Origin of the sequence: Pseudomonas arcuscaelestis, from assembly GCF_016881005.1 — a bacterium.
In the GTDB taxonomy this organism is placed as follows: Bacteria; Pseudomonadota; Gammaproteobacteria; order Pseudomonadales; family Pseudomonadaceae; genus Aquipseudomonas; species Aquipseudomonas arcuscaelestis.
The window spans coordinates 163,518-180,915 of record NZ_JACOPV010000003.1 but is presented as its reverse complement, the minus strand read 5'-3'; the positions used below and the strand labels follow the sequence as shown (position 1 = coordinate 180,915).

The following is a 17,398-nucleotide window of genomic DNA, read 5'->3' as shown; positions in this document are numbered from 1 at the left end:
TCCTTCTCGTAAAGATGGCTGACGGGGGTTGCTTCACGCTTCAATGGGTGGGTGCAGGCGCTGCGTCGATTTTCAGGCGCATCAAGCTGTAGGGCTTTTGGCGTTGGTCCTGCCCGGAACGAAAGCCGGCTTGGCGGTGCAACTGATTGGCCGTGAAGTACAAGTAGCCGTCGGGGCCGATAGACAACGTGTCGGGCCAAAGCAGCCGCGGATCATGCACCAGCGTCTGCCAGGTGCCGTCGGGCAGGCGCTTGCGAATCGAGTTGTGCTCGTAGTCGCCGGCGTAGATCGCACCGTCGGCATCGGCTTCCATACCGTCCGATGCGCCCTTCTCGCCCAAGTCCTGCACCGCAGCGTCCAGTTGCTGCTCGCTGACCTGCGGGTTCATGAGCAGGTCAGTGGCCACCGCGTACAGGTGCCGACTGGACAGCGGGGTGAAGTAGAGCGTCTTGCCGTCGGCCGACAAGGCAATGCCATCGGAGGCTACTCCCAAGGGTTTACGAGTGCCGTCAGGACCCTCGACGGTTACCGGCAAACCCTCGACGACTGGAACGAAATCGGGGTCGACCGAGGTCGATCTGGCACCGCTCAAGCGTCGGATGGCTTTACCGCTGGCGATATCCATGACAATGATCGCCCCCGGGCCGCGCAGCGAAGAGTCGGTGACGTAGAGAGTTCCCTGCGCCCCCTTGCGAAAGTCAAAGCGCATGTCGTTGACATAGGTGGTGGGCAACATGACGTTGTCGGGGAACACCAGGGTCTTGACCACACGATTGGTGGCCAGGTCCACGGCCACCAGCTTGGCGCCGCCCGGCTTCGGCTCGGCGAAACCAGGTGCCGCGGTATCCAGCAGCCAGACCCGCCCGCGCCCATCGGCGACAACGCTCTGGACGCTGATCAAACCCTTGCCCGGATCACTGGGGTGTTCCTGATTGAACGCCAAATTGGGATAGGCCACCACCTGCCCATCGCGAATCTCGCCAACGGTAAACGGCACCTTGTCGCCCCAGCGCGGGAAGTTGACGAAGATGCGTCCATGCTCGGTGACCGTGACCCCGGTGGGCATCGCGTCGTAGAACGCGTGCACCTGTTCGAGGCGGCCAAAGGCTCGGTCTGCAGGTGCCTGGGCCGGTACCTCGACCGCGGTGATGCCATACGCCCACGAAACCGTGAGTGTGGCTGCCGAGGCCAGTGCAAGTGCTGCAGGCAGTGTTTTATTGCGCATGGTGCGCTCCTTGGGGTGCAGCCTGGCTGCCTATCAGTTTGCGAGGGGTAATGTTCAGAAGCCTTCGAGAACGATCTTGCCTTTGGCCTTGCCGCTCTCGACCAACGCATGGGCGCGGCGCATATTGGCGGCGTTGATCGGGCCGAAGTGCTCGCCCAGCGTGGTGCGCAGCACGCCTTCGTCAATCAGGCTGGCAATACGATTGAGCAACACATGCTGGGCAATCATGTCCGGCGTTTCATAAAGCGAGCGGGTGAACATCAGTTCCCAGTGCAACGACAGCGACTTGCGCTTGAGCGGCATCACATCGAGACTTTGCGGGTCGTCGATCACACCAAGGCGCCCTTGCGGTCGTAGTACCTCGACCAATTGCAGAAAGTGCTGCTCGGTGCCGTTGAGGCTGGCAACATGACTGACCTCGCCCACACCAAGTTCCTGCAACTGAGCCAACAGTGGCTGTGTATGGTCGACAACAAAATGGGCGCCGAGGTCGCGTACCCAATCGGCAGTTTCCGGGCGTGAAGCCGTGCCGATCACCGTCAATTTGGTCAGCTTGCGCGCCAACTGCACCAGCATCGAACCCACGCCGCCCGCCGCACCGACAATCAGCAGGGAATCGCCCTCGCCCGCGCCTTCGGCAACGCCAAGGCGGTCGAACAACAGTTCCCAGGCAGTAATCGAGGTCAACGGCAAGGCCGCAGCCTGAGCGGCGCTCAAGGTGTGCGGCTTGCGTCCGACGATGCGCTGGTCCACCCGTTGAAACTCGCTGTAACTGCCGTCGCGGGCGATGGAGCCGGCGTAGAACACCTCATCGCCAGGGCGGAACAGGCTCACCGCCGAACCCACTTCGCGGACAATGCCTGCCGCATCCCAACCAAGAATTTTCGGCTCTTTGGCGAAGGTGCCGGCGCGCACCTTGGTATCCACCGGGTTGACCGAAACGGCGCGTACTTCTACCAGCAAATCGTTGGGGCCCGGTGCTGGTCGGGCGGCTTGCGCGTCCTGCAACGACTCTGGATCTTCGATCGGTAAACCGTTCTGGGTAAATGTGATGACTTTCATGGCAACTCGCTGTCAGGGATGGGCTGATGCACAACATGGGCGTAGTTTTGCCTTCCCCAGAACAAAGAAAAACCGGCAGAATGCGCCAACACTTTCACTGCAGGAGTGAAAATGATCCGTATTGATGATCTGGGCATGTTTGTGCGCAGCGCCGCCCTCGGCAGCTTTACTGCCGCCGCACTGGAGGCAGATTTGCTACCGGGCCAGGTGGCAGCAGCGATCAAGCGCCTTGAACGCGAACTCGATGTGCGTTTGTTTGCCCGCACAACCCGCAGCCTGCGCCTGACTGCCGAGGGCGAGCAGTACCTGCCGACCGCAGTGTCGGTACTGGAAACCCTCAAGCACGGGCGTGAAACCCTGCGCAGCGAGAATGCCCCGTTGCGCGGCGTGCTCCAGGTCGCCGCACCTTCAGACCTGGGACGCAATATTCTGTTGCCGTGGCTCTCGGCGTTTCGGCGCGAGCATCCTCAGCTCAATTTGCGCTTTTTTCTGTCCGATCAGATCGCCGACCTGTTTCGCGAGCCCGTGGATGTCGCCATTCGCTACGGTCTGAACCACGATGCCAACTACGTTGCCCTGCCGCTGGCGCCCTGGAACCGGCGTGTATTGGTCGCCTCCCCAGACTATCTGTTGCGCAAGGGCAGCCCGACGGTCGCCACCGACCTACTCGACCACGACTGCTTGCTCTACCTGCAAAGCGGCCGGGTCTATGACAAGTGGCGGGTGGGCGCGCAGACGGTCCAGGTATCCGGCCCGCTGTTCAGCGATGACGCTGATGTGGCACGGCGCTGGGCGGTCGAGGGCGAAGGCATTGCCTTCAAGTCCTGGCTGGATGTCAGTGCCGACGTTAAAGCCGGTCGCCTGGTGGTGCTTTTGCAAGATCACCCCGGCGAGCCGTTGCCGTTGAGCCTGGTCTGCCCCCATCGCAAACAGGTCTCACCAGCGGTGAGCCAACTGCATAGCTGGCTCAGCCAACAACTGGTGACCCTCAAGCGTGTTTGAGGCGTTTCACCGCCAGTCTGCGACACCCACGGCGCATTATCCGGAAAAAGCAAAATATGATTTCCCGCTGGCGGTGATTATCAAACCAGCCCGCTACTTCTAAGCTCGCCTTCATCAACTCCCACCCGAGTTTTCGAGGAAGCGCCGATGCCTAGTCCATCCCAATTGTTTACCCCCGCCACTGTTGGCAGCCACTTCACCCGCAACCGTGTAGTGATGGCGCCGATGACGCGCTCGCGCAGCAGCCAACCCGGCGACATTCCCAATGCATTGAATGCCGCTTACTACGCGCAACGTGCTTCGGCCGCCTTTATCGTCACCGAAGCAACGCAGATTTCCGCCCAGGGCAAAGGCTATTCCTTTACTCCCGGCATCTACACGCCAGAACAAGTCGCAGGCTGGCGCCTGGTCACCGAGGCCGTGCACAAGGCGGGCGGACACATTTATCTGCAGCTGTGGCATGTGGGGCGTATGTCCCACCCTGACTTTCATGATGGAGCGTTGCCCGTGGCGCCATCGGCAATCCCATTTGAAGGCAGTATCTGGAAAGTCGACCCACAAACCGGCATCGGCAGCATGGTGCCCTGCCCTACACCGCGTGCACTGGGCCGGGATGAGATATTCGCTATCGTCGAGGACTACCGCAACGCCGCAGCCAACGCGATTGCCGCAGGCTTCGATGGCGTTGAAGTGCACGCGGCCAACGGTTACTTGATCGACCAGTTCCTGCGCACCACGTCCAACGTGCGGACCGATGAATACGGCGGCTCGCGTGAAAACCGCCTGCGCTTTCTCAAGGAAGTCATGGATGCCGTCAGCGATGAAATCGGCGCAGCGCGCACAGCCATCCGCATCGCGCCGTTCCTGACCGCCAGAGGCATGGCTTGCCCGGACATCCTGCCAACCCTTCTTGAGGCTGCCGAGTATTTGCAGGGCAAAGGCATTGCCTATCTGCACCTGGTCGAGGCTGATTGGGACGATGCGCCGCAGTTCCCGGAGAGCTTCCGTCAGGCGGTAAGAGCACACTTTCACCACCCGATTGTTGTGGCCGGCAAATATGACGAAGAGTTGACCGAGTGGGTATTGACCAAGGGCTACGCCGACTATGTGGCCTACGGGCGCAAATTTGTCGCGAACCCTGACCTGCCGCTACGCCTGGAAAAGGGTTATCCCCTGGCCGACTTTGATGGCTCTGCCTTGTTTGGCGGTACCGAACGTGGGTACACCGACTACCCGGCGTGGTCGGCCCGCGGCTGAGGTAGCGCCAGACGCCCTGAGGCAGGTCAAGCCGCCAGCCTCAGGGCAATCATGTCCATCAAGCGTTGGACCCGACGGGGCACCGCGTGGCTGGAAGGGTAGACAATCTGCAGGTCCACCCCCTGCAAGGCGTAGTCGGGCAGCAACTCGATCAACCGCCCTTCGTTCAGGTCTTCACGGACATCAAGCTGCGACTTGATACAAATGCCATGACCCGCCAGGCACCAGCGTCGTACCTGCTCACCATCGTTGGCCACTCGCCGACCGCTGAGCGACACCTTGAACGCCCCACCGTCGACCCAGAACTGCCACTCCCGGTGGATGTTGTTACCGAAGCGCATCAACAGACACTGATGCGCGATCAACTCCCTGGGATGTTGCGGCGTTCCGTGCTTGCTAAGGTAGGCAGGCGCTGCGCATACCACCCTGCGCCCTTCACTGAGTTTCTTGACCCTTAGCGTGCTGTCACTCAATGCGCCGTACCGAATGGCAAAGTCCAAGCCTTGCCCGGCCAAGTCGACAAAACCATCTGTCAGATTGAGGTCAACGCCGATATCGGGGTTGTGCTCCAGAAACTCATCCAGTATCGGCACAATGCGATTGCGCCCCAGGTCGACAGGCGCACTGAGCCGCACCACGCCGGAAACCTGCTCGGTCCCAAGTTTGATGGTGCTTGCGATATCTTCAGCTTCAGCCAGCAACGGGCGAACCCGCTCCACCAGCACCCGCCCTTCGTCGGTCAGGCTGATCGAACGGGTGGTACGCACCAGCAAGGTCGCCCCGTAGTAGCGTTCCAATGCCCCCAAGCGCTCTGAAACAGAGGTGGGCGACAAGCCGGCTTCCCTGCCGGCAGCAGACAACCCACCCTTCTCGACAATCAGTAGAAACAACGCAAGATTTTCGAAAAGCATTATTCGAGGTTCCCGAGAGCAACTTGGCGATGCGATCGAGTCTACGGTATTTGTGCTGTCAATATCGCATCCCGCCTGATGTGCACTTAGCGTCGGGTGATCACGACCTCGAGGTATTCGCTGGGCACCACCAGTGAAGACGCACCGCCCACGTTGCTGTCGTTCAACAATTGCGCAAGGTCGCGCTCAAGTGCTGCAGCCGCCTCGCCATCGAGCGAAGCAAAGGCTTTGTGGACCGGGCCGTACCAGGTCTTGAACACGTCAATGAAGTGCGCCGCCGAGCGATAGCGAAAATTGAAATGTTGGTGGCTGATATTGATTGAACCGACGCTGTCGCTGAACAACTGCTGCAACTGCTCCTCGTCTCCCCAGCGCGACGGTGGTAGTGCCCCAGCCGGTGGCGGTACATGCCGGCCCAGTGTCTTGAACATCTGCCCGACAAAGCCTTGGGGCGTCCAGTTGGCCAGGCCGATGCGCCCGCCCGGCCGGCATACCCGACCAAGCTCTCGCGCCGACTGCGCCTGATCCGGCGCGAACATCACGCCAAAGGTCGAGACAACCGCGTCAAAGCTGCCGTCGGCAAAGGGTAAGGCTTCGACATCAGCAACTTGAAACACAACGTTCAGATGCTCGGCCCGCGCCCGTTCCTCGCCTCGTTTCAACAGCTCGGGCACGTAATCGGTAGAAGTAACCTGACAGCCGCGCCTGGCGGCCGCCAGGGTGGCATTGCCGTTGCCGGCAGCGACATCCAGCACCTTCTCATCCCAACGCAAGTCGCAGGCTTCGGCCAGTCGCTCGCCCACCAGCTGCAAGGTGGTGCCGATAACGGCGTAGTCTCCGCTGGCCCACGCAGCTTGCTGACGTGCTTTCAACGCATTCATGTCAAGGGGGGTACTCATGGTCTTCACCTTGTTTGTGCGCGTGGCGGTCAAACAAGCTAAAACCTAAGCCAACACGCCGGCAAGCGCTGCCGGAGCTGGATCAAGAAGAGTTCGATACATCGATAGAACGTCAGAGCATAGCGAGGGATTGGCGATCAAGCTCGACCTGCCGACACTTGCGGCAGGTTGAGCTGGTCACTTATTAGCGCTTGGCCTTGAGTTGCTCGTAGGATTTGACCATGTCGTTGGCCCAGCCATCGAGCACTGCTTTTGCATCGTTGGCAGTCATGACCTGATCGGAGTTGTCCAGCTCGGTACCTGCGCCCTTGCGCACAACCTGGGCAACCACTTTGTTGTTGCTGGCATCGATGAATTGCGCTTCGGTCGACAGGCTGGTGTCCTGGTCACGAATACCGGTTGCGGCACTGACGCCAGCGGCAACCAACGCAATCGGGATAACTTCATAGGGGCGCAGGCCCTTGGTCTTGGCACTTACGGCGGTAATCGCCGGACGCACGACAAGCACGCCTGGGCCGGGGCCCTTGGCCAACGGCAAGACTTTGGCGAACTGGGTCTGCAGCGCCTGGTTGTAGTAGCGAGTGATGCCTTGCAAGGTGGAATCCGGGATCTTATCCGTGGCTTGCGGCTTGGGATAAAGCTGGCTTGGTTCGATGTAGACGCTGCTGAATTTGTTCACGTTCACTTTCGGATCAATCCAGCGCATGACCGCGGCACCTGAGGGTGACGTCTCTTCTTTCAAGGAGCTGTAGTCCTTGAGAAAGCCGGAATATTGATCGGACTCCACGTACTTGCTGGCGCAGCCGGAAAGCGCAAGAGAGGTAACGCACAGCGTAATCATCAGGTACTTCGACTTCATGTTGTCGCTCCTTTTGGCGAAACCGCAACGGCATACATCAGTTGAAAATCCATTACACGCGCCCGACCGCTGCCAAAGCAGCATTACCCAAACGAGCGTAAGCAGCGACACTTGTCATATGAGTCGGATGACGAACAGCCCTGCAAGGTATGTGTAGGAACAAACGTAGCGTGTACGCATCAACTTACAAGTCTATTGTGCAGAAACGGATTTAATGTGACAGGCAGCCGAATAATCGCCAGGCAACAAAAAAGCACCCTAGGGTGCTTTTTTGTCAACGCTGTCAGCGAGTTAAGGCCGCCGCACTGGCCCGTGCGGTGTGCAGCTTCTTGTAGCTGTCGATCAAGCGCAGGTGGCGATCGAGTCCTTCCAGCTTCATGCTGGTGGGGGTCAGTCCATGGAAACGCACCGTTCCTTGCACAGAACCGATTGCCGCGTCCATCCGCTCGTTACCGAACATGCGGCGGAAGTTGGCCTCGTAGTCCGCAAGTTCCAGGTCTTCGTCGATAACCACTTCGAGCACCACGTTCAGGGCTTGATAGAACAACCCGCGCTCAACGGTGTTGTCGTTGAACTGCAAAAAGGTTTCAACCCGCTCCTTCGCCTCTTCGAACTGCTGCAAGGCCACATAGATCAGCAGCTTCAACTCCAGAATGGTCAACTGCCCCCAGGCGGTGTTGTCGTCGAACTCGATACCGATCAAGGTGGTGATGTCGGTGTAATCATCCAACTCACTTTCTTCCAGGCGCTCAACCAGGGCACGCAGATCGGTTTCCTCGAGCCGATGCAGGTTGAGGATGTCCTCGCGAAAGAACAGCGCCTTGTTGGTGTTGTCCCAGATCAGGTCTTCGATTGGGTAAATTTCCGAGTAACCGGGTACCAGAATACGGCAGGCGGTGGCACCCAGATGCTCATACACCGCCATGTACGCTTCCTTGCCCATGTTCTCAAGGATGCCGAACAAGGTTGCGGCTTCTTCGCTGTTGGAGTTTTCGCCCTGACCGGAGAAATCCCACTCGACAAATTCGAAGTCGGGCTTGGCGCTGAAGAAACGCCACGACACCACGCCGCTGGAGTCGATGAAGTGCTCGACGAAGTTGTTCGGTTCGGTCACTGCATAGCCGGCAAAGGTCGGCTGCGGCAAGTCGTTGAGGCCTTCGAAGCTGCGACCCTGCAACAGCTCGGTCAGGCTTCGCTCCAATGCCACTTCCATGCTCGGGTGAGCCCCGAACGAGGCAAACACACCGCCGGTACGCGGGTTCATTAAGGTCACGCACATGACCGGGAATTCGCCGTCCAGGGAGGCATCCTTGACCAGTACCGGGAAGCCCTGCTCTTCCAGCCCCTGAATGCCGGCGAGAATTGCCGGGTACTTGGCCAGCACCTCTTGCGGCACGTCGGGCAGGCAAAATTCGCGCTCCAGAATCTCGCGCTTTACCGCACGCTCGAAAATTTCCGACAAGCACTGCACCTGCGCTTCAGCCAGGGTATTGCCGGCACTCATGCCGTTGCTCAGGTAGAGGTTTTCGATCAGGTTGGAGGGGAAATACACCACCTCACCGTCCGACTGGCGCACATAAGGCAGCGAGCAGATACCGCGCTGTTCGTTGCCGGAGTTGGTGTCGTACAGGTGCGAGCCACGCAGCTCGCCGTCGGGGTTGTAGATGCCCAAGCAGTAGGCGTCGAGGATTTCCTCAGGCAGCGCATCCTTGCGACCCGGCTTGAACCAACGCTCTTCCGGATAGTGCACAAACGCCGCATTGGCGATGTCTTCACCCCAGAACTGGTCATTGTAGAAGAAGTTGCAGTTCAAGCGTTCAATGAACTCGCCCAGCGCCGAGGCCAGGGCACTTTCCTTGGTCGCGCCCTTGCCGTTGGTAAAGCACATCGGTGATTGCGCGTCGCGAATGTGCAGCGACCAGACGTTGGGAACGATATTGCGCCACGAAGCGACTTCAATCTTCATGCCCAGGTCGGCAAGAATCCCCGACATGTTGGCGATGGTCTGCTCCAGGGGCAGGTCCTTGCCGACAATGTAGGTGCTCGCGTCCGGGGAGCTATCGAGCATCAACAAGGCCTGGGCATTGGCGTCGAGGTTGTCGACTTCCTCGATGACGAACTCAGGGCCGGTTTGCACCACCTTCTTTACTGTACAGCGCTCGATGGAACGCAAAATGCCCTGGCGATCCTTGGCCGAGATATCTGCCGGCAACTCCACCTGGATCTTGAAGATCTGCTTGTAGCGATCTTGCGGATCAACAATGTTGTTCTGCGACAGGCGGATATTCTCGGTGGGAATATCACGCGTCTGGCAGTACAGCTTTACAAAGTACGCCGCGCACAGAGCCGACGAAGCCAGGAAGTAGTCGAACGGACCCGGTGCCGAGCCATCGCCCTTGTAGCGGATCGGTTGATCGGCCACCACCGTGAAGTCATCGAACTTGGCCTCCAGTCGAAGGTTGTCGAGAAAGTTAACCTTGATTTCCATGCGGGATTACCATCATAAGCAGCAAAACAATTTGGCCGCCATTATCCGGCTTTTCACTTGGAAGTCTTGTGCTTTTGCGCAACGGCCGCTGACTGGCGCCAGTCATCAAACTGAAACCAGACACACCGCGGCCTTGACCCTCTTGCGCCGACAGGCACTACAGCACCAACTGACGCAGCAGCACAAAGGCTTGCTTCATCTGGTCCTCACTGACCACAAACGCCCGCAGTTGCCCGTCCATGTCCAGCCCCCGGGCAACCAGCCCCTGCGACTCCAGGCTGATCTGCCATTGCAGGTCCTTGCGACTGGTTTCTCCCGCCAGGTGCAGGGGCATTTCCGGGGTCTTGACCTTGACCAGCATCGCCGGGAACTTTACGTCTTCATTGCCGCCCAGCACGTTGCGCGCCAGGGCCATCGCGCTCAACTGGATGGGCTGCAGGAACGGCAGCAGCTTGCCCTGGATCTGCGCGCAATCACCAACGGCAAAGATGTACGGGTCCGAGGTACACATACGCTCATCCACTTCAATGCCACGGTCTACCCATAAGCCCGCCTGTGCGGCGATCGTGGTGTCGGGTTTCAGGCCAATCGAGGCAATAACCACATCGGTTGTGATCCGGCGACCGTTGGACAAGGTCGCCAGCAGGCCGTCGTTGGTTTTTTCGATGGACTCCAGGCCCTGGTTGAACAGCATTTCCACGCCCATCTGGCACAGCCGGTGCTGCAGGCGGCTGCTGACCTCGACGGGCAGCAACGACGCCAGCAGGCTGTGGCACTTGTCCAGCAGAATGACCTGCTTGCCGGCGCGATTGGCATCCATGGCCAGTTCGGTACCAATCAGGCCGGCACCGAGAATCAAGACACGCTGCGCCTCTCTCAGGGCGCCCTGCGCGCGACGGTATTCTTGCTGACTGTTGAGTGTCACCATCCACTCGCGCCCGGGGATCGGCGGCACAATGGCCTGCGCCCCGGTCGCGAGAATGAGCTTGTCGTAGCCAAAGGTTTCGTTGTCGGCAACGATACGCTTATTTTCACGATCGATTGCCGTGAGCTGACAGTGCGAATTCAATGTCAGCCGATACATTTCGGCAAAATCTCCGGCAGACTGGCGCGTCATGTCGTCGGCGCTCTGCTTGAGGCTGATGACGTGACTGAGGTCGGGCTTGTTGTACTCATCGCAGGTGTCTGCCGCGATCAATCGAATCGGTACATCGCTGTCGAGCTTGCGCAGGTTCTTGACCACCTGGCGCGCCGCAAAACCGGAACCGACAATGACAATATCCTTGTTCATTTTGCCTCCGACGGCAGTTCGTCAAACACCGATTTCCCTAGCGAACATTCCGGGCAGAGAAAGCTGTCAGGTACATCGCACCAGGCAGTACCCGGTTGCACATCCTGCATGGGCTCGCCAATTGCCGGGTCGTAGATCCACTGACAGACACTGCATTGCATGCGCGGGCCGTTATCGACCTGCGCTTGCACCTCGCACACCTCAGCATCCGCAAGCGGTGCTGGTTGTGCGTCGGTCAAGGGCTGCAGCGCCCATTGGCGCGCTACCTCACGGCCGTGCGCACGGCAAATTTCCAGGGCGTCGCTGTCGGGCCGCCACTTGGCCTTGAGCGCCAGCGTGGTTTCAAAGCCGGCGTCCATCAAGCGGGTCTGAATACGATCGACCGCGCCGCCGTTCCAGCCGAAACTGCCAAACGCTGAAGCCTTCTTGTTGCGAAAACGCAGGCCGGTGATCTCTTCGAGCATGGCGGCGACTTTCGGCATCATCACGTTGTTCATGGTCGAGGAGCCGACCAGAACACCTTTTGAGCGAAACACGTTGGTCAGAATCTCGTTTTTGTCGTGGCGTGCGACGTTGTAGATTTTCACTGCCACACCGGGATCGACTTCGTGAATGCCCTGGGCAATGGCGTCGGCCATCATCCGAGTGTTGTTGGACATGGTGTCGTAGAACAGCGTGATGCGGTCTTCCTGGTAGTCGGCGGCCCATTCCAGGTAACGATGGACAATCTGCGTCGGGTTATCGCGCCACACCACGCCATGGGCGGTGGCAATCATGTCGACCGGCAGGTTGAACCCGAGAATCTCGGTAATCTTCGGTGTCACCAGGCGACTGAAAGGCGTGAGGATGTTGGCGTAGTAGCGTTGGCATTGCTCGAACAGTTCGATCTGGTCCACTTCGTCGTTAAACAGATGTTCATCGCAGTAGTGCTGGCCAAAGGCATCATTGCTGAACAGCACCGCATCGCCGGTGATGTAGGTCATCATGCTGTCTGGCCAGTGGAGCATCGGCGTTTCGACAAAAATCAGTTGTTTGCCGTTGCCGATATCCAGCGTGTCACCGGTATGTACGACGTGGAAGTTCCACTCGGGGTGATGGTGATGGCCATTGATCGACTCCACGCCATTGGCGGTGCAGTAGATCGGCGTGTTGGGGATTTGCGCCATCAGCTCAGTCAACGCCCCGGCATGGTCCTCTTCGGCATGGTTGATAACGATATAGTCGAGGGTGTCGAGGTCGATTTCGGCTGCCAGGTTCTTGATGAATTCGCGGCTGAACTTGTGATCGACCGTATCAATCAACACAGTCTTCTCTTCACGAATCAGGTAGCTGTTATAGCTGCTGCCTTTGAGGGTTTTGTATTCGGTGCCGTGAAAATCCCGCACTTCCCAATCGCGCTGACCAACCCAGTGAATATTGCTTTTGACGTGAATGGACATGTAGCCGCCTCGGATGTCGAATTGAAAGTTCTACACCCGAGATGGCAAGGTCCGTGCCAGATCGTATGTCATTGATTTTTATTGAAAATAAAAATAGCTATTGTCGATATGACTATTCAAGCTTACTGTCTTTATGACTAATCATTGTCGAAGTGACCAACATGAGTCTCTCGGTAGAATCCCTGGCGCGCATTGCCATTGAGTTGCAAAGCGGCATTTCTCATCAAGACCGATTCCAACGCCTGATCAACACCCTGCGCCAGTTGCTGGGGTGCGACGCCTCTGCCCTGTTGCGCTACGACCATCAACACTTCCGTCCTTTGGCCATCGATGGCCTGGCCCCGGATGTGCTCGGGCGACGCTTCAGCCTTGATGCGCACCCGCGACTCGAAGCCATCGCCCGCGCGGGTGATGTGGTGCGCTTTCCGGCAGATAGCCATTTGCCTGATCCCTATGACGGACTGATCCCCAGCCAGCAAGCATTGAAAGTGCATGCCTGCATCGGCTTACCGTTGTTCGCCGACCAGACGCTGATTGGCGCACTGACCATCGATGGCATGGACCCGGCGCAGTTCGATCACTTCAGCGACGAAGAATTGCGCCTGGTCGGCGCCCTCGCCTCCGCAGCGCTGAACAACGCCCTGCTGGTGGAGCAACTGGAAAACCAGGCCATTACCCCGCTGTCCATCAGCAATGTACCGGCGAGCAAACCGGGCACCGAGATCGTAGGACTCAGCGGGGTCATGCAGCAGCTCAAACGCGAGATCGAAATGGTTGCAGGCTCGGACCTGAACGTTTTGATCACGGGCGAAACCGGGGTCGGCAAGGAACTGGTGGCCAAGGCCATCCATGAAAGCTCATCACGCGCCAGCCAGCCTGTGGTTTACCTGAACTGCGCGGCACTGCCCGAATCGGTGGCCGAGAGTGAGTTGTTTGGCCATGTCAAAGGTGCCTTTACCGGTGCGATTCATCACCGCACCGGCAAGTTCGAAATGGCCGATAACGGCACGCTGTTCCTTGACGAAATTGGCGAGCTGTCGCTCAGCCTGCAGGCCAAGCTGTTGCGGGTTTTGCAATACGGCGACCTGCAACGGGTCGGCGACGACACCGTCTTGCGGGTCAACGTGCGGGTACTTGCCGCGACCAATCGCGACTTGAAGCAAGAGGTAATGAACAACCGCTTTCGCGCCGACTTGTATCACCGCCTGAGCGTATTCCCGGTACATGTACCGCCGCTGCGCGAACGCGGTCAGGACATCACCTTGCTAGCGGGCTTTTTCTGCGAACAGAGCCGAGTACGCATGGGCTTGAAGCGGGTGGCGCTGGCGACAAACTGCCTGTCGCAGCTGATGCAATACACGTGGCCAGGCAACGTTCGCGAACTGGAGCATGCGGTGTACCGGGCAACCATACTGGCCCGGGCGACCCAGCAAAGTGAAGCGCTGCAGCTCGAAGCCCAGCATTTCAATCTGCTAGGGGAACCGCTCGATACCCCGACGGCTGCCCAGCAGGCGCCTGTGCCCAACCTTGATCAAGGGCTGCGCGATGCAACCGACAATTTTCAGCGGCAACTGATCGAGAGCACACTTGAACGTTGCGCAAGCAATTGGTCTGCGTGCGCCCGCCTGTTGAATATCGATGTGGCCAACCTGCACCGTATGTCGAAACGCCTGGGGCTGAAATAGCGACCCTCCTCCCCGCCACTTACCGGTGTGAATCGCGCTCGATGAAGTCGATAGCGTGCTCTTCACCACAGAGGAAAATTCTCTCGCCCATGAGCAGTTCCAGGCCAATCGTGCCGTCGCGATGCGCAGGAAACACTGCGCCTAGCACGGTGAGCAACGCCCGCGGCACCTTGGCAACGCCACGACCGAATGCCCGAAGTGTTGACTCATAATTATTTACAATTGCCATGGCACGCACCCTCTGTCATTGAATTGTGGATACCTATCAATGCGCAAGCGCCGTGCCATGAAAAAAGCCATGTGAAACAGCGGCCCGCCAGCCTAAACGGTAAAAAGAACCATAATCATTCAGGGTTTAAATCACCCTATTAGGGTGAAAATCACCTTTCTGTCCCTTGTATTGGAATTCTGGATCCATCTGTATTGGCGAACTGTTCGATTGACGTCTAGCCTCTGCCCGTACGCTTTCGATGCATCCATAACTAGATCCTCAAGCACTAACCGTGAGTCAGCCATCGGTAACGTTGTTTTCAATGCAGTAGGGCGTCGTGTGCCCAGAAACACCTCCGGCTGATACAAAAGTGACGCGTTGAGTACCCAGAAGGGGCAGCGTAGCCATGGCCGAAAACCATTCAACTCGCGATCAACACCGCGCGCTTGGTCTCTCGACTTTAGCATTCACCCTGTGCTTTGCCGTTTGGACGCTGTTCTCGATCCTCGGGTTGCAGATCAAGGATGAGTTCGGCCTCACCGATACCCAACTTGGTCTGCTGATGGCGACACCGGTACTGACCGGTTCGATCTCGCGCATTTTTCTCGGCCTGTGGACCGACCGCTACGGGGGACGCTGGGTCTTCGGCCTGCTGATGCTGGTCTCGGCCGTATGTGTTTACCTGCTGACCTTCGCCAACAGCTTTGCGATGCTGTTGCTCGCCGCACTCGGTGTGGGTATGGCCGGCGGCTCGTTCATCGTCGGCACCGCCTATACCGCGACCTGGTTCGAGCCGAGCCGTCAGGGCACTGCCTTGGGGATCTTTGGTGCTGGTAACGTCGGCGCCGGCCTGACCAACTTCGGCGCACCGCTGCTGCTACTGGCCTTTGGCTGGCGCGGTGCGGCCCTGGTGTATGCCTCGGTGCTGGCGATCATGGGCATCCTCTTCGTGCTGCTGGCCAAGGACGACCCGCAGAGCAGCAGCCGTCGCGCGCAGCCCGTTGCGTTGGCCGAGCAACTGGCGCCACTGGCGGATTTGCGCGTCTGGCGCTTCTCGCTCTACTACTTCTTCGTTTTTGGCGCCTTCGTCGCCCTCGCCCTCTGGCTGCCGCACTACCTGATGGAGGTGTATGGCCTGGGAATGGTCGCGGCGGGTGTTGTCGCCGCGCTGTATACAGTGCCAGCGGCACTGTTCCGCATTCTCGGCGGTTGGCTGTCGGACCGTCACGGCGCAAGGAAGGTCATGTACTGGACACTGGGCGTGTCGGTGCTGTGCACCTTCCTGCTCAGCTACCCGCCCACGCGCTATATCGTCACTGGGGTGCGCGGTGAGCTGGAGTTCTCCATGCACATGGGCCTGACCGGCTTTGTCCTGGTAATCATTGTGCTCGGCGTGTTCATGTCCCTGGGCAAGGCGGCGGTGTTCAAGCACATTCCCACCTACTACCCGCAGCACGTCGGCGTGGTCGGTGGCCTGGTCGGCATGATTGGCGGCCTGGGCGGTTTTCTGCTGCCCCTGACCTTCGGCATGCTCAATGATGTGGTCGGCGTCTGGCAGAGTTGTTTCATGCTGCTGTTCCTGATCGCTGCCGGTGCTTTGGCCTGGATGCACTTCACCATCCGCATGGCCGAACGCGTGGAATGGGCCAACCAGCGCCCCTCCAGCGACCTACCGGAACTCTCCACCCCCAGTGGCTTCGTGCTCTACGAATGGCATCCGGAAGACCCGACGTTCTGGGCGACCAAGGGCAAGCGCATCGCCACACGCAACCTGTGGATTTCCATTCCCAACCTGCTGCTGGGCTTTGCCATCTGGATGGTCTGGTCGGTGGTGGTCGCCAAACTGCCGCTGGCCGGCTTCAACTACAGCGCCAACCAGTTGTTCTGGCTGGCCGCCCTACCCGGCCTTTCCGGTGCCACCTTACGCATTTTCTACAGTTTCATGGTGCCGATTTTCGGCGGTCGTCGCTGGACCGCAATGTCCACCGCCTCGTTACTGCTGCCGGCACTGTGGATCGGTTTCGCCGTGCAGAATCCGCAGACGCCTTACCTGGTAATGCTGATCCTTGCGCTGCTGTGCGGCCTGGGTGGCGGCAACTTCTCGTCGAGCATGGCCAACATCTCGTTTTTCTACCCCAAGCAGGCCAAGGGTGGCGCCATGGGTCTGAATGCCGGGCTCGGCAACCTGGGGGTCAGCGTCATGCAGTTCGTGGTGCCGCTGGTGATCACTGTGGCGGTGTTCGGCAGCCTCGGCGGTGAGCCACAGCAGCCTGCCGAAGGGCCGCCAATCTGGCTGCAGAACGCCGGCTTCATCTGGGTGCCGTTCATTATTGCGGCAGCGCTGGCCGCTTGGTTTGGCATGAACGACATTGCCAGCGCCAAGTCGTCGCTCAAAGACCAGATGGCCATTTTCAAACGCAAGCACACCTGGCTGATGAGCGTGCTGTACACCGGCACCTTCGGCAGCTTCATCGGTTTTTCTGCAGGCTTTCCGCTGCTGGCCGGGCACTTGTTCCCGCATATCGACGTGCTCAAGTTCGCCTTCCTCGGCCCGCTGATCGGTGCCCTGAGTCGCGCTTTCTCGGGTGGCCTGGCGGATCGCTTCGGCGGTGCGCGCATCAGCCTTTGGGTCTACGTGGCCATGGTCGCCTGTGTTGCCGGGGTGCTGTTCTTCATTGCCGGCAAGGATCAGCCAGGGGCCTTCTGGGGTTTCCTGACCATGTTCCTGCTGCTGTTCTTCTTCTCCGGGGTCGGCAACGCCAGCACCACCCAGATGATCCCGACGATTTTCCGCATCCAGACGCCCAGGCTGTTCCCCGATTTGCCGGCCGAGGAGCAGGCGCTGCAAAGCGAGAAAGAGTCCGCCGCAGCCGTGGGGTTCATCTCTGCGGTGGCTGCCTACGGCGGGTTTTTCATTCCGAAGTCGTTCGGTACTTCCTTCGACCTTACCGGCGGCGCACAAGCAGCGCTCTACGGGTTCATCGTGTTCTACGTGCTGTGCATCGTGCTGACCTGGCTCTACTACACCCGTCGCAATGCCGAGGTTCGCTGCTAGCGAATTGGCATATA

The 17,398-nt window shown here is 59.1% G+C and carries 13 protein-coding genes; 4 read left to right on the top strand and 9 right to left on the bottom strand.

Translation table 11 applies throughout. From position 1 onward, the window contains the following. Positions 1 to 40 precede the first annotated feature (40 nt). Both H8F21_RS05225 and H8F21_RS05220 read right to left on the bottom strand, forming a co-directional pair. Positions 41 to 1,225, bottom strand: a complete 1,185-nt coding sequence (locus H8F21_RS05225; protein WP_203584125.1) for an L-dopachrome tautomerase-related protein — start codon at positions 1,223 to 1,225, stop codon at positions 41 to 43. A 54-nt stretch (positions 1,226 to 1,279) separates the two neighbouring features. Next, positions 1,280 to 2,287: a zinc-binding alcohol dehydrogenase family protein gene (locus H8F21_RS05220; RefSeq protein ID WP_203541567.1), complete on the bottom strand. Its 1,008-nt coding sequence runs from the start codon at positions 2,285 to 2,287 to the stop codon at positions 1,280 to 1,282. A 111-nt stretch (positions 2,288 to 2,398) separates the two neighbouring features. Here H8F21_RS05220 and H8F21_RS05215 point away from each other — a divergent pair, with 111 nt between their 5' ends. Then, complete coding sequence (locus H8F21_RS05215) at positions 2,399 to 3,289, top strand: LysR family transcriptional regulator (RefSeq protein ID WP_136476742.1); 891 nt, start codon at positions 2,399 to 2,401, stop codon at positions 3,287 to 3,289. A 147-nt stretch (positions 3,290 to 3,436) separates the two neighbouring features. Continuing rightward, positions 3,437 to 4,546 carry an alkene reductase gene (locus H8F21_RS05210; protein ID WP_203584124.1) on the top strand — a complete coding sequence of 370 codons (1,110 nt, stop codon included), beginning with the start codon at positions 3,437 to 3,439 and terminating at the stop codon, positions 4,544 to 4,546. A gap of 26 nt (positions 4,547 to 4,572) precedes the next feature. On the opposite strand, the gene H8F21_RS05205 is transcribed toward H8F21_RS05210, so the two are convergent. The 6 genes from H8F21_RS05205 to norV form a co-directional block, all read right to left on the bottom strand. After that, positions 4,573 to 5,457, bottom strand: a complete 885-nt coding sequence (locus tag H8F21_RS05205; protein ID WP_203584123.1) for a LysR family transcriptional regulator — start codon at positions 5,455 to 5,457, stop codon at positions 4,573 to 4,575. An 86-nt stretch (positions 5,458 to 5,543) separates the two neighbouring features. Next, a complete protein-coding gene (locus tag H8F21_RS05200) occupies positions 5,544 to 6,356 on the bottom strand; it encodes a class I SAM-dependent methyltransferase (RefSeq protein ID WP_203584122.1) in 813 nt (270 codons plus the stop codon). A 184-nt stretch (positions 6,357 to 6,540) separates the two neighbouring features. Then, positions 6,541 to 7,215 (bottom strand): DUF3313 domain-containing protein, encoded by a 675-nt coding sequence (locus H8F21_RS05195; protein ID WP_203541571.1) that lies wholly within the window; start codon positions 7,213 to 7,215, stop codon positions 6,541 to 6,543. A 283-nt stretch (positions 7,216 to 7,498) separates the two neighbouring features. Continuing rightward, positions 7,499 to 9,703, bottom strand: coding sequence for an OsmC domain/YcaO domain-containing protein (locus H8F21_RS05190; RefSeq protein WP_203479956.1), 2,205 nt, complete (start codon positions 9,701 to 9,703; stop codon positions 7,499 to 7,501). Between the two features lie 157 nt (positions 9,704 to 9,860). After that, positions 9,861 to 10,994, bottom strand: a complete 1,134-nt coding sequence (norW, locus tag H8F21_RS05185) for an NADH:flavorubredoxin reductase NorW (protein WP_203584121.1) — start codon at positions 10,992 to 10,994, stop codon at positions 9,861 to 9,863. Beyond that, complete coding sequence (norV, locus tag H8F21_RS05180; protein WP_203584120.1) at positions 10,991 to 12,433, bottom strand: anaerobic nitric oxide reductase flavorubredoxin; 1,443 nt, start codon at positions 12,431 to 12,433, stop codon at positions 10,991 to 10,993. The genes norW and norV overlap by 4 nt, the downstream gene beginning before the upstream one ends. Positions 12,434 to 12,594: 161 nt before the next feature. On the opposite strand from norV, the gene norR reads away from it, so the two are divergent. Further along, positions 12,595 to 14,118, top strand: coding sequence for a nitric oxide reductase transcriptional regulator NorR (gene norR / locus H8F21_RS05175; protein ID WP_203584119.1), 1,524 nt, complete (start codon positions 12,595 to 12,597; stop codon positions 14,116 to 14,118). A gap of 19 nt (positions 14,119 to 14,137) precedes the next feature. Here the strand turns inward: norR and H8F21_RS05170 are convergent, their stop codons facing one another. Continuing rightward, positions 14,138 to 14,347 (bottom strand): hypothetical protein, encoded by a 210-nt coding sequence (locus tag H8F21_RS05170; protein ID WP_203584118.1) that lies wholly within the window; start codon positions 14,345 to 14,347, stop codon positions 14,138 to 14,140. 388 nt (positions 14,348 to 14,735) lie between these two features. Between H8F21_RS05170 and H8F21_RS05165 the strand changes: the two genes are divergently transcribed. After that, the gene (locus tag H8F21_RS05165; RefSeq protein WP_203584117.1) at positions 14,736 to 17,384 is read left to right on the top strand and encodes a nitrate/nitrite transporter; all 2,649 of its coding nucleotides are present in this window, start codon (positions 14,736 to 14,738) and stop codon (positions 17,382 to 17,384) included. The last annotated feature ends 14 nt before the right edge of the window (positions 17,385 to 17,398 follow it).